This window comes from Myroides guanonis (genome assembly GCF_900114085.1).
GTDB lineage: Bacteria > Bacteroidota > Bacteroidia > Flavobacteriales > Flavobacteriaceae > Flavobacterium > Flavobacterium guanonis.
The window spans coordinates 43,824-66,241 of sequence record NZ_FORU01000003.1; the positions used below are offsets into that span (position 1 = coordinate 43,824).

At 34.7% G+C, this 22,418-nt stretch carries 20 protein-coding genes; 9 read left to right on the forward strand and 11 right to left on the reverse strand.

Annotated features, from left to right (window positions below; genetic code table 11):
• Positions 1-135: 135 nt before the first annotated feature.
• Entirely contained in the window at positions 136-579 is a 444-nt protein-coding gene (locus tag BM024_RS03680; protein WP_090678115.1) for a copper resistance protein NlpE, read from the reverse strand.
• Between the two features lie 51 nt (positions 580-630).
• Positions 631-1,446, reverse strand: a complete 816-nt coding sequence (locus tag BM024_RS03685) for a siderophore-interacting protein (protein ID WP_090678116.1) — start codon at positions 1,444-1,446, stop codon at positions 631-633.
• A gap of 155 nt (positions 1,447-1,601) precedes the next feature.
• Here BM024_RS03685 and udk point away from each other — a divergent pair, with 155 nt between their 5' ends.
• From udk to scpA, 4 genes are read left to right on the forward strand one after another with little or no spacing between them, the layout of a single operon-like run.
• Positions 1,602-2,210, forward strand: coding sequence for a uridine kinase (gene udk / locus BM024_RS03690; protein WP_090678117.1), 609 nt, complete (start codon positions 1,602-1,604; stop codon positions 2,208-2,210).
• Between the two features lie 11 nt (positions 2,211-2,221).
• On the forward strand, positions 2,222-2,545 hold the full coding sequence (locus BM024_RS03695; RefSeq protein ID WP_090678118.1) for an FtsB family cell division protein: 324 nt from the start codon (positions 2,222-2,224) through the stop codon (positions 2,543-2,545).
• Between the two features lie 12 nt (positions 2,546-2,557).
• A complete protein-coding gene (locus tag BM024_RS03700; protein WP_090678119.1) occupies positions 2,558-3,934 on the forward strand; it encodes a methylmalonyl-CoA mutase subunit beta in 1,377 nt (458 codons plus the stop codon).
• Positions 3,935-3,941: 7 nt separating this feature from the next.
• Complete coding sequence (gene scpA / locus BM024_RS03705; RefSeq protein ID WP_090678290.1) at positions 3,942-6,059, forward strand: methylmalonyl-CoA mutase; 2,118 nt, start codon at positions 3,942-3,944, stop codon at positions 6,057-6,059.
• 67 nt (positions 6,060-6,126) lie between these two features.
• On the opposite strand, the gene BM024_RS03710 is transcribed toward scpA, so the two are convergent.
• The 5 genes from BM024_RS03710 to BM024_RS03730 are packed head-to-tail and all read right to left on the reverse strand — an operon-like array spanning position 6,127 to position 12,049.
• The gene (locus BM024_RS03710) at positions 6,127-8,784 is read right to left on the reverse strand and encodes a peptidase associated/transthyretin-like domain-containing protein (RefSeq protein ID WP_090678120.1); all 2,658 of its coding nucleotides are present in this window, start codon (positions 8,782-8,784) and stop codon (positions 6,127-6,129) included.
• Between the two features lie 28 nt (positions 8,785-8,812).
• Positions 8,813-9,604: a GLPGLI family protein gene (locus tag BM024_RS03715; RefSeq protein ID WP_090678121.1), complete on the reverse strand. Its 792-nt coding sequence runs from the start codon at positions 9,602-9,604 to the stop codon at positions 8,813-8,815.
• 11 nt (positions 9,605-9,615) lie between these two features.
• Positions 9,616-10,419 carry a GLPGLI family protein gene (locus BM024_RS03720; RefSeq protein ID WP_090678122.1) on the reverse strand — a complete coding sequence of 268 codons (804 nt, stop codon included), beginning with the start codon at positions 10,417-10,419 and terminating at the stop codon, positions 9,616-9,618.
• Between the two features lie 11 nt (positions 10,420-10,430).
• Complete coding sequence (locus BM024_RS03725; protein WP_090678123.1) at positions 10,431-11,234, reverse strand: GLPGLI family protein; 804 nt, start codon at positions 11,232-11,234, stop codon at positions 10,431-10,433.
• Between the two features lie 11 nt (positions 11,235-11,245).
• Complete coding sequence (locus tag BM024_RS03730) at positions 11,246-12,049, reverse strand: GLPGLI family protein (protein ID WP_090678124.1); 804 nt, start codon at positions 12,047-12,049, stop codon at positions 11,246-11,248.
• A 188-nt stretch (positions 12,050-12,237) separates the two neighbouring features.
• On the opposite strand from BM024_RS03730, the gene BM024_RS03735 reads away from it, so the two are divergent.
• Both BM024_RS03735 and glsA read left to right on the forward strand, forming a co-directional pair.
• Positions 12,238-13,488 carry a DEAD/DEAH box helicase gene (locus tag BM024_RS03735; protein WP_090678125.1) on the forward strand — a complete coding sequence of 417 codons (1,251 nt, stop codon included), beginning with the start codon at positions 12,238-12,240 and terminating at the stop codon, positions 13,486-13,488.
• 101 nt (positions 13,489-13,589) lie between these two features.
• The gene (glsA, locus tag BM024_RS03740) at positions 13,590-14,591 is read left to right on the forward strand and encodes a glutaminase A (RefSeq protein WP_090678126.1); all 1,002 of its coding nucleotides are present in this window, start codon (positions 13,590-13,592) and stop codon (positions 14,589-14,591) included.
• A gap of 117 nt (positions 14,592-14,708) precedes the next feature.
• Here glsA and feoB read toward each other — a convergent pair whose 3' ends face one another.
• The 3 genes from feoB to recR form a co-directional block, all read right to left on the reverse strand.
• On the reverse strand, positions 14,709-16,886 hold the full coding sequence (gene feoB / locus BM024_RS03745) for a ferrous iron transport protein B (RefSeq protein ID WP_090678127.1): 2,178 nt from the start codon (positions 16,884-16,886) through the stop codon (positions 14,709-14,711).
• Positions 16,880-17,128: a FeoA family protein gene (locus BM024_RS03750; RefSeq protein WP_090678128.1), complete on the reverse strand. Its 249-nt coding sequence runs from the start codon at positions 17,126-17,128 to the stop codon at positions 16,880-16,882. Before BM024_RS03750 ends, feoB begins: the two co-directional genes overlap by 7 nt.
• Positions 17,129-17,284: 156 nt before the next feature.
• A complete protein-coding gene (gene recR, locus BM024_RS03755) occupies positions 17,285-17,905 on the reverse strand; it encodes a recombination mediator RecR (RefSeq protein WP_090678129.1) in 621 nt (206 codons plus the stop codon).
• A 157-nt stretch (positions 17,906-18,062) separates the two neighbouring features.
• Between recR and BM024_RS03760 the strand changes: the two genes are divergently transcribed.
• Positions 18,063-19,568: a sodium:solute symporter gene (locus BM024_RS03760; protein WP_090678130.1), complete on the forward strand. Its 1,506-nt coding sequence runs from the start codon at positions 18,063-18,065 to the stop codon at positions 19,566-19,568.
• Positions 19,569-19,727: 159 nt separating this feature from the next.
• Here BM024_RS03760 and BM024_RS03765 read toward each other — a convergent pair whose 3' ends face one another.
• Positions 19,728-20,087 (reverse strand): CoA-binding protein, encoded by a 360-nt coding sequence (locus tag BM024_RS03765; protein WP_090678131.1) that lies wholly within the window; start codon positions 20,085-20,087, stop codon positions 19,728-19,730.
• Between the two features lie 207 nt (positions 20,088-20,294).
• Between BM024_RS03765 and BM024_RS03770 the strand changes: the two genes are divergently transcribed.
• Positions 20,295-20,957: an OmpW/AlkL family protein gene (locus tag BM024_RS03770; RefSeq protein WP_090678132.1), complete on the forward strand. Its 663-nt coding sequence runs from the start codon at positions 20,295-20,297 to the stop codon at positions 20,955-20,957.
• 105 nt (positions 20,958-21,062) lie between these two features.
• Positions 21,063-22,385, forward strand: a complete 1,323-nt coding sequence (locus BM024_RS03775; protein WP_090678133.1) for an MATE family efflux transporter — start codon at positions 21,063-21,065, stop codon at positions 22,383-22,385.
• The last annotated feature ends 33 nt before the right edge of the window (positions 22,386-22,418 follow it).

Here is a 22,418-nt window from a genome sequence, read left to right on the forward strand (position 1 = left end):
TAATCCTATTTATTTTAGGTCCTTAAAAAACCAAAATTATACAGCCTAACATTCAGGTTCAATAAAACATTGTCTAGGTTACACAACAAAAAAAGCCGTCTATTAAAGACAGCTCTTTCTTGAAAAAAGTGTAATTTATTGTTTCTTTAAAATATAAAATTCCGCCAAAGTTCCTTTTATCTCTTCACCTTCTAAATCGAGGTACTTCACATACCCTTCTCCTATCTTCAATTGTTTTACCAATTCATCTTGAGTGTGGTCGTGTAGCTTAATAATGTTTCCATTAATATCCCAACTACCTTGTTCAACAAACTCCTCACCATTCCCTTTAGTTCCAAGATACATGGAAGTTATCTCATAAGTTTTATCATTATTTAAGATGATAACTGTTTCTATACCCTCACAATCAGCACAAGGTAACAAACCTTTGTAAGCGCCTGCAATATCAAGAGAATTTTCCCCAGTGTGATGATCCATCTCTAAACTTTCTAAACCCTGTTCATCAGGTGTTGATTTTTTCTGATTACACGAAACCAATAGTCCTGCAATACAAATTCCTAAAACTAAAAACTTTTTCATAACACGTTTATTTTATATACTTTACAGCTAAAATTATGCCAAAAAAATCATTTAAACAACTCTATTGCGTTCTTCTCTACGCTCACCCTCCGAAACACTTTCCGTCTTTCCATATTTCCAATAAGAATAAGCATAAAACTGTTCTTTATCCCAACCTTTTACATTTCTCAGATGGTTTCTTAAACTTTTGACTGATTCAAACTCTGCTGCTACATAAGCAAACGATTTTTCATCAGAATACTTATCTAAAAATTGAATTCCCTCCAAGCTGAGTTCTGAGTTCACACCTGGTATTGGATTGATCAACCATTTCAATTCAAGCTTAGCTTTTGTTTTCAATTGCTGTATATCCTCAACTGATTGTATTTCTATTATAACATACACCCGAACATCCTCTTTTAACTCTTCTAATATTGCTCCTAAAACCGGAATTGCTGTAGCATCACCTATTAAAAAACACGTTTCTACATCTGGAACTAAAGCTTTACCTTTTTCTAATTTCATAGCAACCCCCAACTCTGCCCCAATTGGAGCGTTCATTGCCCAACTCGAAGCTGGTCCTTCATCCCCGTGCGCTACAAAATCAACATACATTTCTTTTCTTTCAACATCAACCCCTTTAAAAGTATATGTTCTCTTGATTGGCTTCAAAAGTTCTGAAAGAGGTTTAGTTTCTTTACTTATTTCATCATATTCAGGCAAATACACCTTATTTACTCCATCAGGAGCTATGAATATTTTATTATTCACCCCTAAAGTTACTTCCTTATACTCAGAAACACTATCACTCTCTAATGTCATTCTTATATAATGTGGTGTTATATAGTCCCGTCTTTTTAAATAAAACAGTTTTGTTAATACCTCCATGAATTCTCTTTTTATAATTATTCATTACCAAATATACCTATATTTAGAATCAATCCAAATAATAATTAAATACAATTTAAGGGAAGCCCTTTTTTTGATTTAAACAGTAAGGCATCAACAGATAAATTCTTACTTTTGCTAAAAATAGGAATACCATGTTAATTATAGGCATTGCAGGAGGAACAGGAAGCGGAAAAACAACTGTTGTTCAACAAATTATGAATGAACTCCCTGACACAGAAGTTGGAATTATTTCACAAGACTCTTATTATAAAGCAACTGACAATCTAAGCTTTGACGAGAGGACACTTATCAACTTTGATCATCCGAGGTCTATAGATTTTGAATTGCTAGTGGAACACCTTAAAGAACTAAAGGCAGGACAAATCATTCAACAACCTATTTATTCTTTTGTAAAACACAACCGAACAAAAGATTATGTAACTACGCATCCTAGAAAAGTAATGATAGTAGAGGGAATTTTAATTCTTTCTAATCCAGATCTTCGCGATATGTTTGACATAAAAATTTTCGTACATGCAGATTCTGATGAACGATTAATACGTCGATTAAAACGAGACATAGCAGAAAGAGGAAGAGATATGGTTGAGGTGCTAGGTCGTTATCAAAATACGCTAAAGCCAATGCACGATCAATTTATCGAACCATCAAAAGCTTTCGCAGATATTATCATTCCAAACGACACTTACAATACTGTTGCAATAGATATTGTGAGAACCGTTATAAATCAAAAAATCTCTTAATTTACCATACTATGAAAGAGAACACACCAAAAACAAAAATGAGAATTCCAAAGCTATTAAAGAATCGCTTTTTTATAGCCGGTCTTTTTTTTGTAATTTGGATGCTATTCATAGATAACTATTCCTATTTAGAACATCGAGTTCTCAATGAGGAAATAGAAAAACTTGAAGAAAACAAAGCCTACTTCCAAGAACAAATCAGGAGAGACAGAGAGGCTATTCGAAGCTTAAAAAACAGTGATGCTACTGAAAAATATGCTCGTGAAAAATATTACATGAAACGAGAAAATGAGGATATTTATATCATAGAAACTGATACTATACCTACCAAATAGAACTATTACATTATGACAAAGACCTTGTTTGATTCCTTTAATAAAGTATCCTCCAAAGAATGGAAGACACAAATTCAATTTGAGCTTAAAGGAGCCGATTATAATGATACCCTAGTCTGGGAAAGCTTAGAAGGTATTAAGGTGAAACCTTTCTATCATCACGATGAAGACTGCAATCCAATAGCTGTTCCAACGAAGTCTTCCGCTTTTAAAGTACTTCAAGAAATATATGTTTTTGATCTTCAAAAGTCTATTTCTAAAGCGATAGAAACTCTTGAAAGAGGAGCTGAAGTAATTCATTTTACTATTGACACTCAATCTATAGATTGTATCGAACTTTTAAAAGCTATTCCATTTAATAAGACAGAGATTTATATTACTCTAGGTTTCTTATCGTTCGAATACATCCAAAAAATAGAGAATTGGAAAAAAGAAAACAATGCAAACGTTTGCGTATTAATAGACCCAATTTCACAGTTAGCAAAGGATGGTAACTGGTTTACTAATTTGAATGAAGATTTTTCAATCGCATCAAAAATAAGCAAAGAGTTCACTAGCTGCTCTATTGCTATCAACACAGAAATATATCAAAATGCAGGTGCAACCATAGTACAGCAAATCGCATATACCTTGGCTCACTTAAATGAATATTTCAATCGCATTCCTCAAAAAGCACAAACTATAATTGTTCAGGTTGCAGTCGGAACTAATTACTTTTTCGAAATCGCAAAGCTAAGAGCTTTACGTTTAGTATTGAATACTCTAGCAGCTGAATACCATTCAGGTATTGAATTCAAAATACTGGCAAAACCAACAAAACGAAACAAAACTATTTACGATTACAATGTAAATATGCTACGTACAACCACCGAATGCATGAGTGCTATATTAGGAGGGGCCGATGCCATAACAAACTTAGCGTATGATGTCCTATTTCATAAAGACAATGAATTTGGAGACCGTATCGCAAGAAATCAATTGTTGATTTTAAAGGAAGAAAGCTATTTCAACGCTGTAAATAACCCTGCGGAAGGTGCTTATTATATTGAAAACCTTACCCATCAACTTGCTGAGAAAGGTCTTACATTATTTAAAGATATCGAACGAAATGGTGGCTTCATTACACAACTAATAGAAGGAACTATCCAACGAAAGATTTCTCAAAGTGCTGAAAAAGAACAAGAATTATTTGATCAAGGCAAAGAAATCTTATTAGGGACTAACAAATATCCGAATCCTCAAGACCTTATGTCCTCTGATTTAGAACTTTACCCTTTTGTAAAAATTAACCCTAGAAAAACCCTTATTGTCCCAATCATTCCAAAACGTTTAGCTGAAAAGACAGAGCTAAAACGATTAGAAGAAGAAAAGAAAACAACCAAACAATAAGATGAACATGAGAAAAGATATTCAACATTTACATATAACCCCTCCTGCTACATCAAAAAACGATGAGGTTAGTTTTACAACAGCAGAGGGCATTGAGATTAAGAAAACATATAGTCAAGCCGATATAGACAACCTAGAACATTTAGACTTTGCAGCAGGTTTTGCACCTAACTTAAGAGGACCTTACGCAACCATGTATGTTCGCAGACCATGGACTGTTCGTCAATATGCAGGTTTCTCTACAGCTGAAGAAAGTAATGCTTTTTACAGAAGAAACTTAGCTGCGGGTCAAAAAGGACTTTCTGTTGCCTTTGATTTAGCTACCCACAGAGGTTACGACTCTACCCATGAACGCGTGGTTGGAGACGTTGGAAAAGCAGGTGTTGCCATAGACAGTGTGGAAGATATGAAAATACTTTTCGATCAAATCCCACTAGGTGAAATGTCAGTTTCCATGACAATGAATGGTGCGGTTTTACCTATTATGGCATTCTATATAGTAGCTGCAATGGAGCAAGGCGTTGATCCAAAACTTCTTTCTGGAACAATCCAAAACGATATATTAAAGGAGTTTATGGTGCGTAACACATACATCTACCCTCCTACACCATCTATGAAAATTATTGCTGATATTTTTGAATACACCAGCAATAACATGCCTAAATTTAATTCAATTTCTATCTCTGGTTATCACATGCAAGAAGCAGGTGCAACAGCAGACATTGAATTAGCTTACACCTTAGCAGACGGATTAGAATACATCCGCACAGGATTAGCAACGGGAATGAAAATCGACGAATTCGCTCCTAGACTTTCTTTCTTCTGGGCTATCGGGATGAATCACTTTATGGAAATAGCCAAAATGAGGGCGGGAAGAATGCTTTGGGCAAAACTATTAAAGCAATTCAATCCTGAAAGTGAAAAATCATTGGCTTTGCGTACGCACTGTCAAACATCAGGATGGAGTTTAACAGAGCAAGATCCTTTCAACAACGTAGCTCGTACGTGCATTGAAGCAGCTGCGGCAGCATTTGGAGGAACGCAATCATTACACACCAATGCGTTAGACGAAGCTATTGCATTACCTACAGACTTCTCAGCTAGAATCGCTAGAAATACTCAAATTTTTCTACAAGAAGAAACTAAAATAACCAAAACCGTTGACCCTTGGGCAGGAAGTTTTTATATAGAAAGCTTAACGGCTGAAATTGCAGAAAAAGCTTGGGCTCTTATAGAAGAAGTAGAGGAATTAGGTGGAATGACCAAAGCGATTGAAGCAGGTATTCCTAAACTGAGAATTGAAGAGGCAGCGGCACGAAAACAAGCGCGTATAGACAGTGGTCAAGATATCATTGTTGGAGTAAATCAATACCGATTAAAACAAGAAGACCCACTTCACATTTTGGAGGTAGATAATCAAACCGTTCGAAAACAACAAATCGAGCGCCTTGAATCTATTAAAGAATCTAGAAACCAAGACCTAGTTAACAAAGCATTGGAAGATTTGACCAATGCGGCAAAGACAGGCGAAGGAAATTTGTTATCTTTAGCAGTAGAAGCAGCCAAACATCGCGCAACTCTTGGAGAAATAAGCGATGCCTTGGAAACTGTTTTTGGCAGGTATAAAGCACAAATTAAATCGTTTAGTGGCGTGTATAGCAAAGAGATAAAAGACGACTCAAGTTTTGAGAAAGCGAAACAACTAGCAGACCAATTTGCAAAAATGGAAGGACGTCGTCCTCGTATTATGATTGCGAAAATGGGACAAGACGGTCATGACCGTGGTGCTAAAGTTGTTGCAACAGGATATGCCGATGTTGGTTTTGATGTAGACATTGGTCCACTATTCCAAACCCCTGCTGAAGCAGCAAAACAAGCTGTAGAAAATGACGTTCATATATTAGGTGTTTCGTCTCTAGCAGCAGGTCATAAAACCTTGGTTCCTCAAGTAATCGAGGAGCTAAAGAAATATGGTAGAGAAGATATTATGGTTATTGTAGGAGGAGTAATCCCTGCACAAGACTATCAATACCTGTTTGACTCTGGTGCTGTGGCTGTATTTGGTCCAGGTACAAAAATTAGTGAAGCTGCTATTACAATTCTAGATATTCTAATTGGAGAATAAAAGAAAGAAGTTTTTCTCATAAATATAAAATCCCGTAACAACTCAATCGTTACGGGATTTTTTATTTTTAAAAATTAAATCGAACCGAGAATAAAACCTGAGCGGGTCTTAATTTAAATTTAGTTGCTGAGGTTTGAATAGAATTGATTATAACCTCCTCATACTCTTTGGTGTTTAATATATTTTGCCACTCTATTTCAAAATCAATTTTTTTCTTATCCCATTTATAACGATACATTACGTCCATAAAGCGGTTGGAAAAGGTTTGATGGTCAAAGGTGTTTTCCCTATAATCTAACCACCAAGTAATACTGTGATTTTTTATTGGAAAAGCATCTATTCGAACATTTTGACTATGAGAATAACTGTTTGTCTTTAATGCAGTATCTAGTCGTTGTGATTGACCGTAATTTGCTTTATACGTAAGATTCATCCAATCGTAATGATTATTTGTTATTTCTAACCCATAACCATAATTGTACATGCTAATATCGCGCAAGCTTTCATTAATCAAACTTTCGCTTTTGTTTTTAGTAAACGTAAAACTCCCCTTTATATTGGTACTCCAATCGCTTATAAATTTACCGATATTTAAGTTTGCCGATTGACTAACACTTGTATTATCACGTTCAATAGCTTCAATAATTTGTTGTCCGTTCTCATCTATTTTACTTCCGTACAACAACTTATTTTCACTACTGCTTACAGAGGCACCCCCATTCATAAAAATACCATTAAACGGATTTTTATATTCCATATTAAGATTAGACGAATACGTTCTTGAGCTTTCTATTTTACTTTGATAAGCACTAAAGTCTAAACTGCTAAATACATAATTTGGAAAAAGCTGACTCAAAGGAGTAAAGTGAGTAGAAGTACGAGCGCCTCCTCTAAACGTCCATCTACTAGTTGCGCGATAGGTTGTTCCAATAGACGGTTCAAAAGTGAGTGCATTCTTGGTATTCTTTACGTCTTCTACTTTGTCTTTCAAATCAAAAACTTTCCATTGAATCGGTAAGTTGATATTAAAATCCCATTTAACGCCTTTGTAATTAAAAGAAGTTCTAGCTGCATTTTCTAAACGATTGTAGTTTAAATCATTTATGTATCGTTTGCCAACGCTTTCCCGAACCGTATCTTTTCCATACAAATCGGTATCAATAGTACTGTTTTCATATAAAATACTGTACTCTTCAGTCAAAGTCCATTTTCTAAGTTTCCAAGAGAGAGAAAATGCATTCTGCGTATAAAAAGTATTGTCTACATACATTTGGTCTAACGCTGTGTAAGGAGCTGTAAAATCGTTAGGTGTGTTTAAAAATTGTGTAGGACTTACCGTATAATTTTGTCTATCTTGATTTACATTTACAATAGACCTAAAATTAATAAACTTGTCGTTCTTTAAGGGAATTAGCGTGCTTAACGTATTCTGTAAATTATAAGAAGGAGACTGCGTCATTTGAGTCAACGGATCTTCATTAATCGCTAAAACTCCCCTTGCCTTTTGTCTGTTGAGTGAGAAGGAGAATACATCTTTCAAATAATTATCTTTGTTATTTCTAGTAAAAGTAAATTGAGAATTGAGTTTCTCCGTAAACCAAACGCTTTCATTCTTTCTGCTATAACGAATAATCTCTCCATTTGCCGAATCTGTTAATCCATTTCTAATCTCCGTGTACTGTTCTCCAGTTCGCTCTACCTCACTATTGTAATAATAAAAGTTAATGCGCAACTCTAAATCTTTATTTAGGTTAAACACAGTATTGCCCGATGCATAATGAGACGTATTAAAAAGGTAACGTGAGTTGTCAATATTCGGTATGGGTGTTTCTGCGATACGCAATTGATTGCCAAACGTTTTCCAATAATTAAGAATATCAAAAGAACCATAACTTCCAAAACCATCTAAACTTCCTCCAAGACTTTGTCCCGTATTATTGGTTCTATAACTAAACGCGTACTGCAACTCTTTTGTAAACAACATAGGCGTTACATCTGCTTTCCACAAAAGAGGCCCTGCCCCAACACCTAGCTTTCCGCTACCGCTAAAACTAACGCTCTTTTTCAAGCGAATGTTTATAGCAGGACTGTCTGACCCTACCTTATCTTCCAACATTTTAATAGGTTGATGGTTCTCTAAAACCTCTAACTTGCTCACATGCATATTCGGTAAAGCTTGGGTGATGGTGCTGTATTTGCCCCCCATTAAATCTTTGCCCTCAACATAGAACTTATTAATTGTCTTCCCTTGATATTTAATCTCTCCTCCTAGTCCTACCTCAATACCCGGCATTTTCTTAAGCACATCTTCTAACACCCGATCATTCTTTCCTGCAAAAGCATTCAAATCAAAAACAATGGTATCGTTCTGTTGCGTAATTACCGATGCTTTGACCACAATTTCTTCTAACTCCGTAACTTCCGATTCTACTTTCAAAAGTAACTCTTGCGTTTTAGCAGCAACCACCGTGTTTAAAACACGATAATTCATAGCACTTACACGCACATTTACTTCCTTTAAATCGGTTTTAAGCGCAATGGAAAAAACACCTAACTCATCTAGTAAATCATAGGCGATAACCGCTTTTGTCTCTAGATTTTCTACAGAAACAGTTGCAAAACTTACGGGTCCTCCTTGCTCATTAAGTACTTTACCGCTTAATACGGTCTGTCCGTGCGAAAACCACGATAGCACGCAAAAAGAAATTATAAAAAGGTATTTCATTAAAGTGTTTTAAGAGGATTAGACAACCTTATTCTAATTCGATAGGATTGGGTTCTTTGCCAAACTTCTTAGTCATCTGCTCACGTACATTCGGATCTTCAGTTTCATTTGCCCAATGACTTCCCTGTTCTGCAATCACTTGCAACATATTCTTATTGGTATTTGCCTTTTTAATTTGCTTAAATTCCTTTTCGTTAATTTTTTCTGCATTTGGAATATCAGTAAACCAAAACGTAGTTATTTTAGCACTATTTAAAAACTCAAACACATAATCTTCCTCACTATCCATAACCTTTACCACAAAGCCCGGAAGGTTTTTAAACTTATATGGACCATCAATCAAAGGAATCTCTTTTGTAAACCAAGCTGTCCATTGACGTCCTCCGATTTTAGATGTTGCTTTTTGAACCTGAAGACCGTTATAGTCTTCTAGTTCACGAGAAATTTCCCATCCTTCTACCAAGTAACCTTGTTGAACCGCAAATAACTGCAACGAATTTAATCGTTCTAAAGTTGTAAGCTGTTTGTTTTCCCTAATAACCGCCAACCAAGTAAACTGTGATTCTGAAACATCGTCTTCTTCATCACTTATTTCTGCCTCTATCATGGCTAAAGTAGTAGCAGGCATACAACGCGAAGTATTTTCCAACACATCTAAATACAGTTCTTCTACTATAGGTGTTTGAGTTACACCTTCTTTTTTATCAAATGGTTTAAACGTCGCTTGATACGTATAGCGCATTACTTCTTTCGAATCTTGCGCAAAACTTGTAACTGTAAAAAGTGCTACAGTTAGTAAACACAAAGCTTTCTTTATCATAATAGTTTCTTTTAAAGTTTTTCTATGTAATTATTAGAGTCTCCTTGCTTTTTACTTATTTTTTGTTTGTACTCAGAACTAACCTCTGACATTAATCGTATGCCACGTTCGCCAAGTATTTGCTCCATACTCTTATTAGCAGCAACCTCTCTAAGCTTTTTTAATTCTGATTTTTTTATCACATTCGCAGTTTCATAATTTTCATATTCTATTATCGTTTGTGCTTTTTCACTCTTGGTGAACTCAAACAAATAGTCCCCATCGGCACTTGCTGCTTTCACCACAAAACCCGGCAGGTTTTTAAATTTATAAGGTCCTTCCATCAAGGGGATTTCTTTTGTAAACCATACCGTCCACAAACGCCCACCAAAATCTGCCGTCGCTTTTTGAACTTTCATGCCTTCGTAATCACTTAGTTCCGAAGAAATATCCCATGTAATACTATTTAAAGATTCTTCAGTTTTAAAGAAAAAAGCACCAACAAGACTAAAAGAAAAAACGTTTTGCCTCTCTTTCTGAATCACCCAATTTTGTCCAAGTGGTGGAAGGTCAGAAACTATTCTATTTTCTAGTGGTGATATATTTTTTTTATCAATAATTAAAAACTCAATAACCTTAACTCTTTCTTCCGTTGCAAAGCGAGAGTTATTATCCCACACATCTAAAAAGGTAGTATCTTCAATAATGATGTCTTTTTCAATTTGTGGTTTATAGGTCATTTTGTATTCATAGCGCATTACGTCTTTAAACTCTTGAGCATAGCTAGCAACTACAATCCCTAGCGCAGTTACTAGGCATAAAACGTTTTTCAGCATAGGATAAAGTATTATAGTTTTTCTATGTAATTATTAGAATCTCCTTGTTTTTTGTTCAAATCTCGTTCAAACTCAGGATTATCAATTATATTCATGGTTACCCCTTGTTCTGCATAAATCTGTCTTTTACTTTTATTTGCGACAAGTTTTCTAAGCTTTTTTAACTCGACATCATTTATTTCAGCAGCATTTTCATAATTATGATACTTCAATACTGTTTGTGCTTTTTCACTCTTGTTAAACTCAAATAAATAATCACCATCGGCAGAAGCTGCCTTTACCACAAAACCCGGTAGATTCTTAAATTTGTATGGACCTTCTAACAAAGGTATTTCTTTCGTAAACCAAACTGTCCAAGAACGTCCTTTATAATCTCCCGTTGCTTTTTGCACTTGCATACCTTCATAATTACTTAGTTCTTCTGTAATATTCCATGTAATGGTATTCAGTATTTCTTTTGTTTTTAGGAAAGTAGAACCAACGCGATTATAATAATAAACGCTTTGCTGTTCTTTTTGAATCATCCAATTCTGTCCAGAAGTTTCCTTATTAGGCCCCCATAAGGTTTCACGTCTAAATATGGCATTCTTATCATCGGATACAAACTCTATAAACTTCACTCGTTCTTCTGATGCAAACCGAGAATTATTATCCCACACATCTAAAAAGGTAATATCTTCAATAAGAGTATCTTTTTCAGTTTGAGGCCTATACGTCATTTTATATTCATAGCGCATTACCTCTTTAAACTCTTGTGCATAACTTGAAACAGTAAAACTCAGTACAGTTACTAAGCATAAAATATTCTTTATCATAATAGTATCTATTAAAGTCTTTCTATATAATTATCAGGGTCTCCTTGCTTCTTATTTAATTGTTGTTCTAAATTAAGATCATCATAAGTCAGTACTTTCACACCTTGTTCCGCAAACGTTTGTTTTAGACTTTTGTTAGCTGCAATTTCTCTAAGCTTCTTTAATTCTGAAACACTTATCACAGTTGCTGTTTCATAATTATGATATTTCAAAACTGTTTGTACTTTTTCGCTTTTCGCAAACTCAAACAGATAATCGCCATCTGCACTTTCTGCTTTTACTACAAATCCAGGTAAATTCTTAAACTTATAAGGTCCATCTATTAAAGGTATATCTTGGGTGAACCACACTGTCCATGAACGTCCACCAAAATCAGCCATTGCTTTTTGTACTTTCATGCCTTCATAATCGCTTATTTCAGAAGATATATCCCAAGTAATAATATTCAAGGATTCAACTGTCTTTAAAAAAGAAGAACCAACACGACTGTAATAATAAACACTTCTTTTTTCTTTCTGAATCACCCAATTCTGACCTGAAGTCTTACCGCCAGGAGCTTGTATACTTTCACGTCTAAACAATGCATTCTTTTCATCTGATACAAATTCAATAAACTTTACTCGCTCTTCTGATGCAAACCGAGAGCTATTGTCCCATACATCTAAATACACATTTTCATTCTTCACAATATCACTACCAACAATAGGCTTAAACGTCATTTTGTATTCATAACGCATTACCTCTTTAAACTCTTGAGACCAACTAATAAAGGGAATAATCAAAAAGGACAAGCAAATTATTTTTTTTCTAATCATAGTGTTATAATTTAAAAAGTAAACGAACTTAACTTTTAAATATTGTTTTAACAAAAAATTACTCTAAAATAATTAAAAAAAACTTAATTCTGTCATACTATAAACGAGTCTATATAGAGTCTTTAATTGTTTTTTAAACAAACTTCATTCAAATCGCGTACCTTTGCCCAAAATACCTATCATATTATATGACATTCGAAGAATTAAACTTAAATACAAACATACTCAAAGCGGTTAGCGAAATGGGGTATACAGAACCTACTCCCATTCAAGCACAGGCTATCCCAATTATATTAAAAGAATTAGACCTTATCGGTTGTGCTCAAACGGGAACTGGAAAAACAGCTGCTTTTGCTATCCCAATGATTCACTACCTACACAATATAGGAAACAGCTCCAAAAGATCTAAAAAAGCAAGAGCTTTAGTGGTTACACCAACTAGAGAATTAGCTTTACAAATCGGTGAAAACTTTGAAGCATATGCAAAGTACACTAATATTACACAAGCTACCATTTTTGGCGGTGTGTCTCAAATTCCACAAGTAGAACAATTGCGAAAAGGAGCTGATATTATTATTGGTACTCCTGGTCGTTTATTAGACTTACAAAAGCAAGGACATTTAGATTTAGATCATCTACACTTTTTGGTATTAGATGAAGCAGATCAGATGTTGGATATGGGATTCATAAATGATGTGAAAAAAATCATTAAGCTTACTCCAGATAACAGACAAACTTTGTTATTCTCTGCAACGATGCCTATGGCTATTCGTGAATTAGCAGACAGTTTTCTTAAAAAACCAAAATACGTTAGCGTTGCAGCTATTTCTTCAACAGCAGAGACGGTTAAACAACAAGTATATTTCGTTGAGAAAACAGATAAAAGAAAATTGCTTTATCATTTGATTCGCAACGAAAACCTAAACAATTTATTGGTTTTCTCTAGAACAAAACACGGAGCAGACAATGTAGTAAAATACCTAAAGAAAAATGGTGTTGAAGCTGCGGCTATCCACGGTGATAAGTCACAGGGAGCTCGCCAGCGCGCATTGGAAAACTTTAAAAACAAAGAATGTACTGTATTAGTAGCAACGGATATTGCAGCTAGAGGAATTGACATCGATCAATTACCCTATGTAATTAACTTTGACCTTCCAAACATCCCAGAATCATACGTCCACCGTATTGGTAGAACAGGACGTGCTGGTAACTCAGGTTTAGCAATTTCTTTCTGTTCTAAAGACGAAAAGACATATTGGACCGATATTCTAAAACTTACTCAAGCGAGCGTGAAAACGATTTCTGACCATCCTTATCCTTGGACAGATGATCCAAACGCTAAAACAGAACCTACAAAAGAAAATGGTTCTAATAAAAAAGCAAAGAGCAATTCTAGAAAATCAGAAAGTTCTAAAAAGAATAAAAAACGTTGGTACTAACCAGCGTTTTTGCTTTTACAATGGTTTCTATTTAATCCTCAACTAGTATCGTTACACCAAAAAAAGTATCTTTACTTTTCCAAACTCCTTATGCTATTTATATGAAACCAACCATTTTTAAAGCTTTTGTGTTTGCAACAGCTCTTTCGAGCTTTACAATAATTGCGCAAAACACTCCAACTAAACTATCTAACACTTACTTAGAAAAAGTAATAAAAGACAATAGTTCCTATTTGAATCAGGGAAAAGTAGCCGATTACATACCTGAATTAGCAAAAGCAAACTCGCAAGCTATAAGTGTATGTGTGTTAGGTCCAAAAGGTGTTATTTACAAAGCTGGTGATTACAAAGAAAAATTCACAGTACAGAGTATATCAAAATTGATAGCCTTAATGATAGCGGTCGAAGATTGGGGAGAAGAAAAGGTCTTTGAGCGCGTAGGTTATTATGGAACTAGTTTAGCCTTTAATGAATTCGCGCATTTAGAAACCATGCCAACACCCTTGAATCCAATGATGAATGCAGGTGCTTTAGTAACCACAGCGATGATTAAAGGAGAAGGAGACGAAGGCTACCAACGCATACTAGAACGCATTCGATACATTACAAACAACAACACTATTAAAATAAATCAAGCAGTCTATTTATCCGAGAAAGAAACAGGACATCGCAACAGAGGTATGTTTCACCTATTGAAAAACAAAGAATTAATAGACAAAGACGAAGAGGCTTTAAACAACTATTTTAAGCAATGTTCTATAGAAATAGATACAGAAGATTTGGCTAAAATCGCTTATTTCTTTGCAAATGAATGTACTCGATTTGACGGAGACAACAAATACAAAAACAGTTCAATTAGTGAACTACTACTTTCACAAATGCTAACCGCAGGAATGTATGATTACAGTGGTGCTTATTCTAGAAAAATAGGCATACCGTCAAAATCTGGTGTTGGGGGAGGAATCATTGCTGCTGACCCGAAAACAGGATATGGAATTGCTGTTTTTAGTCCTGCTTTAGATTCTCATGGAAATTCTTTAATAGGTTCTAAAATCTTAGAAGACCTTTCTAATAAACTAGGAATTTCATTGTTCAAAAAATAACAATTTCACACTTATTACTCTTTATTATAAAGTGAATATTTAAAACAAAACAGGCTGTATGAATAACATCGTACAGCCTGTTTTTATATAATTATTTTTTATCGTCATCAATATAGATTAACTAAAAAAGTTCCAAGCAACTGTTACTAGAAAGCAAACCAATACTCCATATACAATAGGTAAAAAAGTAGCAACTGTTGTCCATTTAAGGCTATTGGTTTCTTTATAAATTGTATAGATTGTAGTACTACAAGGATTGTGTAACAAGCTAAACAGCATTAAATTGATCCCTGTTAAGGTCGTCCACCCTGCCATTTTAAGTATGTTAGCTATTTCTCCATCAGACACTTCAAACATCACACCAGCTCCTTCACCTAAAGTAGCATCTCCAAGAGTCATAGCCGTTAACATGAGGATTGTTGGAATCACAATTTCATTCGCAGGAATAGCCAATACATAGGCTAAAAGTATCACTCCATTTAATCCTATAATTACAGCGATTGGATTTAAGGCATCAATTGCCCAAACTGCAATACTCGTGTCTCCTATATGCAAATTGCTAATCAACCAAATAATTGCACCCGCTGGAGCTGCAAATACAATAGCTCTCCAAAGAACAATTAGAGTTCTATCGATCAGAGAAGTATAAATAGTCTGAAGAACGGAAGGCGGTCTATATGGTGGTAATTCCAATGTAAAAAACGAAGACTGCCCTTTAAGCAAGGTTTTAGACAACATCCACGATGTAAAAAATGTAAATCCAATTCCCAACACTACAATTGCAATAACAGCTAAAGTAGAAATTGTATGTGACATATAACTAGGCGCCAATGCTCCTATAAAAATAGTTGCCATTAATATCTGAGTAGGCCAACGTCCGTTACACAAAGAAAAATTATTAGTAATAATAGCAATCAATTTCTCACGTGGACTATTGATAATACGAGTAGCAACAACACCAGCTGCATTACATCCAAATCCCATACTCATAGTTAAAGCTTGCTTACCATGAGCTCCAGCTTTGTTAAAAATACGGTCTAGATTAAAAGCAACCCTAGGAAGATATCCAAAATCTTCTAAAAGGGTAAAAAGCGGAAAGAAAATAGCCATCGGAGGTAACATAACCGCTACAACCCACGCTGTAGCTAAATACACTCCATCAATTAAAAATCCACTCAACCACCAAGGAAAACCAATAGAAACAGCCCCTTCTTTCAGCAAGGGGTATAACTGATCCAACAAGAGATAAGATAATGCACTAGATGGGTAATTAGACCCTATAATAGTTAACCACAATATTCCACCAAGCATTAAGAGCATTATTGGAAACCCCCAATACTTACTCGTCACTATATTATCAATAGCACGGTCCACTCTAAAGGCTCTCTGTTGTTCATCGGATTGTACGGTGGTCTTAACTATTTTAAAAACGGTATTGAAGATAGCCTCTGAAAACTTTCTTGAATACTGCATACCATCTTCAGCTCTATAAGCAATAGCTAAATCTAAAACCGGTCGAAAGTTATCCTTATTTATTTTCGTAGAAAGCTTCCCAGAGCTCAAGGCTGTACTAATGCTCTCATCATTCTGAAGCAATCTCATTGCTAACCAAGAACGACTTGGCAATGTATTATCTAAGCTATACAAAGCATTACTCACCTCATATAACGCTTTTTGCATTTCACTCGGAATACCTTTTATTTCATGTTTCTCTGGTACTATTTTACCAGTAGCCACTTGATGTATTGCCAATAATAAATCGGAAATTCCTTCTTTTTTTCTAGCAGAAGTAGCAATCACAGGGACTCCTAAATCTTTAGATAAACTACGCACATCAACCACTACTCCATGTCTAGTTGCTTCATCTATTAAATTCAAACAAACCACCACTTTTGAGGTGATTTCTTGAATCTGTAGAACCAAGCTCAAATGACGTTCTAATCTTCCTGCATCCACTACTACTACCGTAACATCTGGCTTACCAAACAGAATATAATCTCTCGCGACTTCTTCATCTTCCGAGTTAGAAAGCAAAGAATAAGTTCCTGGTAAATCAACCAATTGATATTCGTGTTCTTTATAAGAAAAATTTCCTTTAGCACTGCTTACGGTCTTTCCAGGCCAGTTTCCCGTATGTTGTTTTAAGCCAGTTAAAGCATTAAAAATGGTGCTTTTTCCTGTATTTGGATTTCCCGCTAAAGCAATGGTATAATCATATTTAGAAGAACTCTCCCCTAATGGACGTAAATCCGAAGTAGTATTAAGTTCACAAACCTCACAAGCATTTTTTAGCATGATGTTTCCTCCTTTCCATTCTCAACAATAATTTTATCTGCATCTATTTTTCTCAAAGAAATCAGGGTATTATGAATCATAAAAGCCATTGGATCTCCCAAGGGACTTATGTTTTGTAATTCCACCAAAGCACCAGGCACAAAACCCAAATCCAAAAAACGTTGATAGACCTCGTTTGTGCAGTTAGTATCTATACTAACTATTCTCGACTTCTCACCTTTCTTTAATGCAGACAATAACATTGCTTATGTTTTAGTTCTGCAAAATTACAAAATTAGACTTGTCTAATAAAATATTTAGTGTGTTTTATTATTTCACTATAACCTCCTCTATCCTACACTACCTACTAGAAACAAAAAACCATCCTTAATAAGGATGGTTCCAGTTTATATAATTTTTTAAACATTTTTAAAAGCATTCTCAAATGGAACCCTATACATCAAACTTCTTCCAAGAGTGACCTCATCAGCATATTCCAATTCATCTCCCACCGCTATTCCTCTAGCGATAGTAGAAGTGATGATATTACAATCTTTTATCTGCTTAAAAATATAAAAATTAGTAGTATCTCCTTCCATAGTAGAACTTAATGCAAAAATAATCTCTTTTACATTACCTGCTTTTACTTTTTCTACTAATGAAGTAATATTTAACTGACTTGGACCAATCCCATCCATCGGAGAGATCTTTCCACCTAACACGTGGTAAACACCTTTATACAATTGTGTATTCTCCAATGCCATAACATCACGTACATCTTCCACTACACAAATAGTCTGATGATCACGGTGATTATTTGAGCAAATATCACACATATCTATATCCGAAATTGTAAAACAACTTTTACAGAACTTAATATCGTGTCTCATCTTCATAAGTGCTTCGGCAAGATGTGTAGTTCGATCTGGATTCTGCTTTAATAAATGCAACATCAATCGCAAAGCAGTTCTTTTCCCAACTCCAGGAAGTTGCGACATTTCGTCTACTGCTTTTTCTAATAATTTTGAAGGAAATTCCATGCTGCAAAGATAATTAAAAACTCGAAACTCTATCTTGTATACTCCCTTCCAATCTCCGATTTTAAGCTAGAAGAATTCAGAAACACAAAAATGCAGAAAAGCCTACTATACACCTTAAAAATAAGTATTTTTGAGAATTGACATTAGAAAAACCGCTATGACACCAACCACCATTATTTTAATCATTGTTATTTATTTCGGAATGCTATTGTTTATATCGCATTTCATCAGTCGAAAGGACAGTAGTAACGATGCTTTTTTTATGGCAAATAGAAATGCCAAGTGGTATTTGGTTGCTTTTGGAATGATCGGAACAGCGCTTTCAGGCGTTACTTTCATATCAGTGCCTGGAGAAGTTGGTGCTCCAAGTGGAGAGCAATTTAAATACTTTCAATTCATACTTGGTAATGCTGTAGGTTTTCTAATTACAGCTACAGTTTTACTTCCGCTATATTACAAATATAATTTAGTATCTATTTACACTTATATAGAGCAAAAGCTAGGTTATTACAGCTATAAATCAGCCGCTACTATCTTCTTACTCAGTCGAACTATCGGATCTGCCTTTAGACTTTATCTAGTGGTTATTGTTCTCCAACGCTATGTATTTGACCATTTTGGAGTTCCATTTTTTGCAACTGTTCTTTTAGCACTTGCATTGATTTATGCTTATACCTATAAAGGAGGTTTGAAAACCATTATAATCACCGATACGCTACAGACATTTTTCTTGGTATCATCGGTTATTTTTACCATAATTTTCATTTGTCACAGCCTTGATTTGAATGCGCTTGAAGCCTTCGAAACTATTAAAGAAAGCAACTATTCAAAGGTGTTTTTCTTTGAAGATTTTATGGGAAGTAAATACCATTTTGTCAAACAGTTTCTAGGGGGTGTTTTTGTTACTCTAGCAATGGTAGGTTTAGATCAAGATTTGATGCAAAAGAATTTAAGTTGTAAAAACATAAAAGAAGCACAAAAAAACATGTATTCTTTCACTGCCATTTTTGTAGTAATCAACCTATTCTTTTTAGGTGTTGGAGCTTTATTATATGTTTATGCCTCTCAGAAAGGAATAGAAGTTCCAGTAGATACCATTACAGGAAAACCGCGAACAGATTTACTTTTCCCGGAAATAGCCTTCAACCACTTAAGTTTAATTCCTTCCATTATATTCTTACTTGGTCTAACGGCAGCTACTTTCGCGACAACCGATTCAGCTCTTACGGCCTTAACCACCTCTTTTTGTATTGATTTCTTAGGAATGGATAAACCAGAAAATGTTCATAAGACATCTAATGTTTGGAAAAGAAAATGGGTACACCTTAGTTTTTCTTTCTTAATGTTTTTGGTAATAATCATCTTTAATATCATCAATGACGCTTCTGTAGTCAGTATGATTTTCAAAATAGCCTCTTATACTTATGGTCCACTATTAGGTTTATTTGCATTTGCGATATTCTTTAAACACAGACGAGTTCGCGACGTTCTTGTCCCTGCTATTTGTATCGTTTCTCCCCTAATCACACTTTGGATAAGCAGCAATTCAAACATCCTTTTTGGCAACTATGTCTTCGACAATGAACTCATCATAGTAAATGGAAGTATTACGTTTCTTTTGCTTCTTGTGAGTAGTAAGAGAATGATGTCTGAACAGAAATAATTGAGATTGCGGGTCAAGCCCGTAATGACTAGTGAGAATAAAAACAGTTCTACTTTCAATTATCCAATGACACAACCTCCCCACTAGACTCACTTTGGATAACGAAGCCAATGGAAAATAGTAAACTGTTGTCCTCTGTACCTAATTTTTATCTCCTAATCAATACTGTCCAATACGCAATAGAACCAAAGTACAGGCTTCTATATAAGATATACCCTTTTCATCTAATTTTTTATAGAACTCAGGATTTTCAGTACCTGGATTAAACACCACTCGTTTTGGTTTTAGACTTAAGACATAATCATAATAATCCACTTGTCTTTTGGGATTTAAATAGAGTGTAACTGTATCAACTCCTTCGAACGAAAGGGGTTCTGTTTCAATCGACACACCTGCTACTTCACCTTTTTTGAGTCCAATTGCTACAACTGGGTGTCTAAACTCTCTAAGCATAGAAATCGCTTTAAACGAATATCTTTCAGGATTTGTAGAAGCTCCTATAACTAATGTCTTTTTCATAATGAATTCTTTTATCCCTAAAGTTACAGAATATTCTACAATTCAATAAATATAAAATTCGAAAAAAGAGAGTCTTTTAAAATGAAAACGCTTGATCTTACATGACTTTTCGAAGCAGTCTTTTTTAATTATTTATACACTATGACAATTATCATATGTTATTAAATGGGCTGGCTATAATTTTACATCAAATTAAAAAAATTCGCTATGAAGAAAATTATTTTGACAGCAATTAGCTTGTGCTTATTTACAATAGGTACAGGATTCGCACAAGAAAAAGAGAATTCAGAAAAGGAATTTGACAGATGGCAAATGCGCCTTAGAGGAGTCGGAGTAATTCCACACAATCGAGCAGATATTGGTGTTATTGGAGGAAATATCGATGTTTCAAACAACTTTATTCCTGAATTAGATTTCACTTACTTTTTTACAAAAAACATTGCAGCAGAATTAATATTAGGAACTACAAAACATTCTGTTGAGGCAAATAAAACTGCAGTCGGTGATTTAGACTTAGGTTCGGTTTACTTACTTCCTCCTACTTTAATGATTCAATATCACCTTCAAGCAGGAGAGGTTTTCAAACCTTATGTTGGAGTTGGGGCTAACTATACTGTTTTTTACAATGAAAAATCAGGAGTAGCAAATGGCATTACTTATGACAACGCATTTGGTTATGGTTTTCAAATAGGTTTTGACATTGATTTAAGCGACAAATTCTTTATCAATCTAGATTTCAAAAAACTATTCTTAGAAACAGATGTTACAGTAGATGCTTCTAACCTTAATGGTGGAGCAGCTCTAAACATACCTGCAAAAGTAAAACTAGACCCTATGTTATTAGGTTTCGGCCTAGGAATGAGATTCTAGTTGTTTTTAGATTATTACCATTGTTTTTTTAAAGATCGCTTTTACAGCGATCTTTTTTATTCTAGCTAATTTTCCCGAAGTTTGCTTCGAAATTAAAAATGAGAAATGGGAAAAGAGATTTCGTTCAAAAACATCAATGCTTTAGCAATACCAGCCATTTTTGCAGGTATTTCAGAATCAGTAATCTCTTTAACTGATATTGCCATTGTGGGTAATATAAAAGAAAATGGAGTCGAAGCATTGGCTGCTGCCGGTTTGGTGGGTTCTTTTCTAACAGCGATTATCTGGGTGGTCGCTCAAACCAAAACTTCCATTTCTGCAACGGTCTCACAACATTTGGGGGCCAATCGCATTTATGCTGTAAAAACCCTCGTTCCTCAAGCCATTGCTTTTAATTTTATACTCAGCATTGCAATTTTAATAAGTACTACCCTATTTTCAAATTTAATCTTTAAAGCCTATAATGCGGAAGGTTTAATATTAGAATATGCAGTAGATTACTATAATATAAGAGCTTTGGGCTTTCCGCTAACACTAATAACATTTGCTCTTTATGGTGTTTTTAGAGGTTTGCAAAACACCCTATGGGCTATGAAATGTAGCTTAGTAGGAGCTTTTTTAAATGTGATTCTAGACTTTGCTTTCGTTTTTGGAATAGATGGTTTTATTCCCGCAATGCATCTTAAAGGTGCAGCCTATGCTAGTTTAATTGCCCAATTTGTAATGTTTGCCATGGCTCTTTATTACTATCTATACAAAACTCCTTTTACTCTAAAACTGCGTAAAAAAATAAACCCTTCTCTTAAGCCATTGATTATAATGAGCTTTAACTTTATTCTCAGAACAGCCACTCTCAATATTGCAATATATATGGCAAATGCTTATGCAACTGGTTATGGTAAAGAATACATCGCCGCACAAAGTATTCTAATGAATATATGGTTATTCTTTTCTTTCTTTATCGACGGTTATGCAAGTGCGGGGAATGCAATGGCAGGAAAGTTAGTAGGTCAAAATAATTATATGGGTTTGTGGAATTTAAGCAAACGCATCAGTCGATATTCTATCATAGTTTCTGTTGTATTAATTTTATTATGTGCTGTTTTCTATAAACCAATTGGCTTGCTTTTTAATCAAGACCCAGAGGTGATTCACATTTTTACTACTGTGTTTTGGATTGTCTTAATCATGCAGCCTATAAATACGCTCGCCTACATATATGACGGGATTTTTAAAGGAATGGGTGATGCTAAACTTTTGAGAAACAACTTGTTTTTTGCCACCTTCTGTGGTTTCATCCCTACCCTATTACTATTTGATTATTTAGATTTTAAACTATATAGTGTTTGGTTTGCTTTTGCTGTATGGATGGCATGTAGAAGCTTTCCTCTTATGTATATTTTTAAACGAGATTACGTTCAACGATAAGCAGTGCAACATCGTTGCAAACATCCATTGACA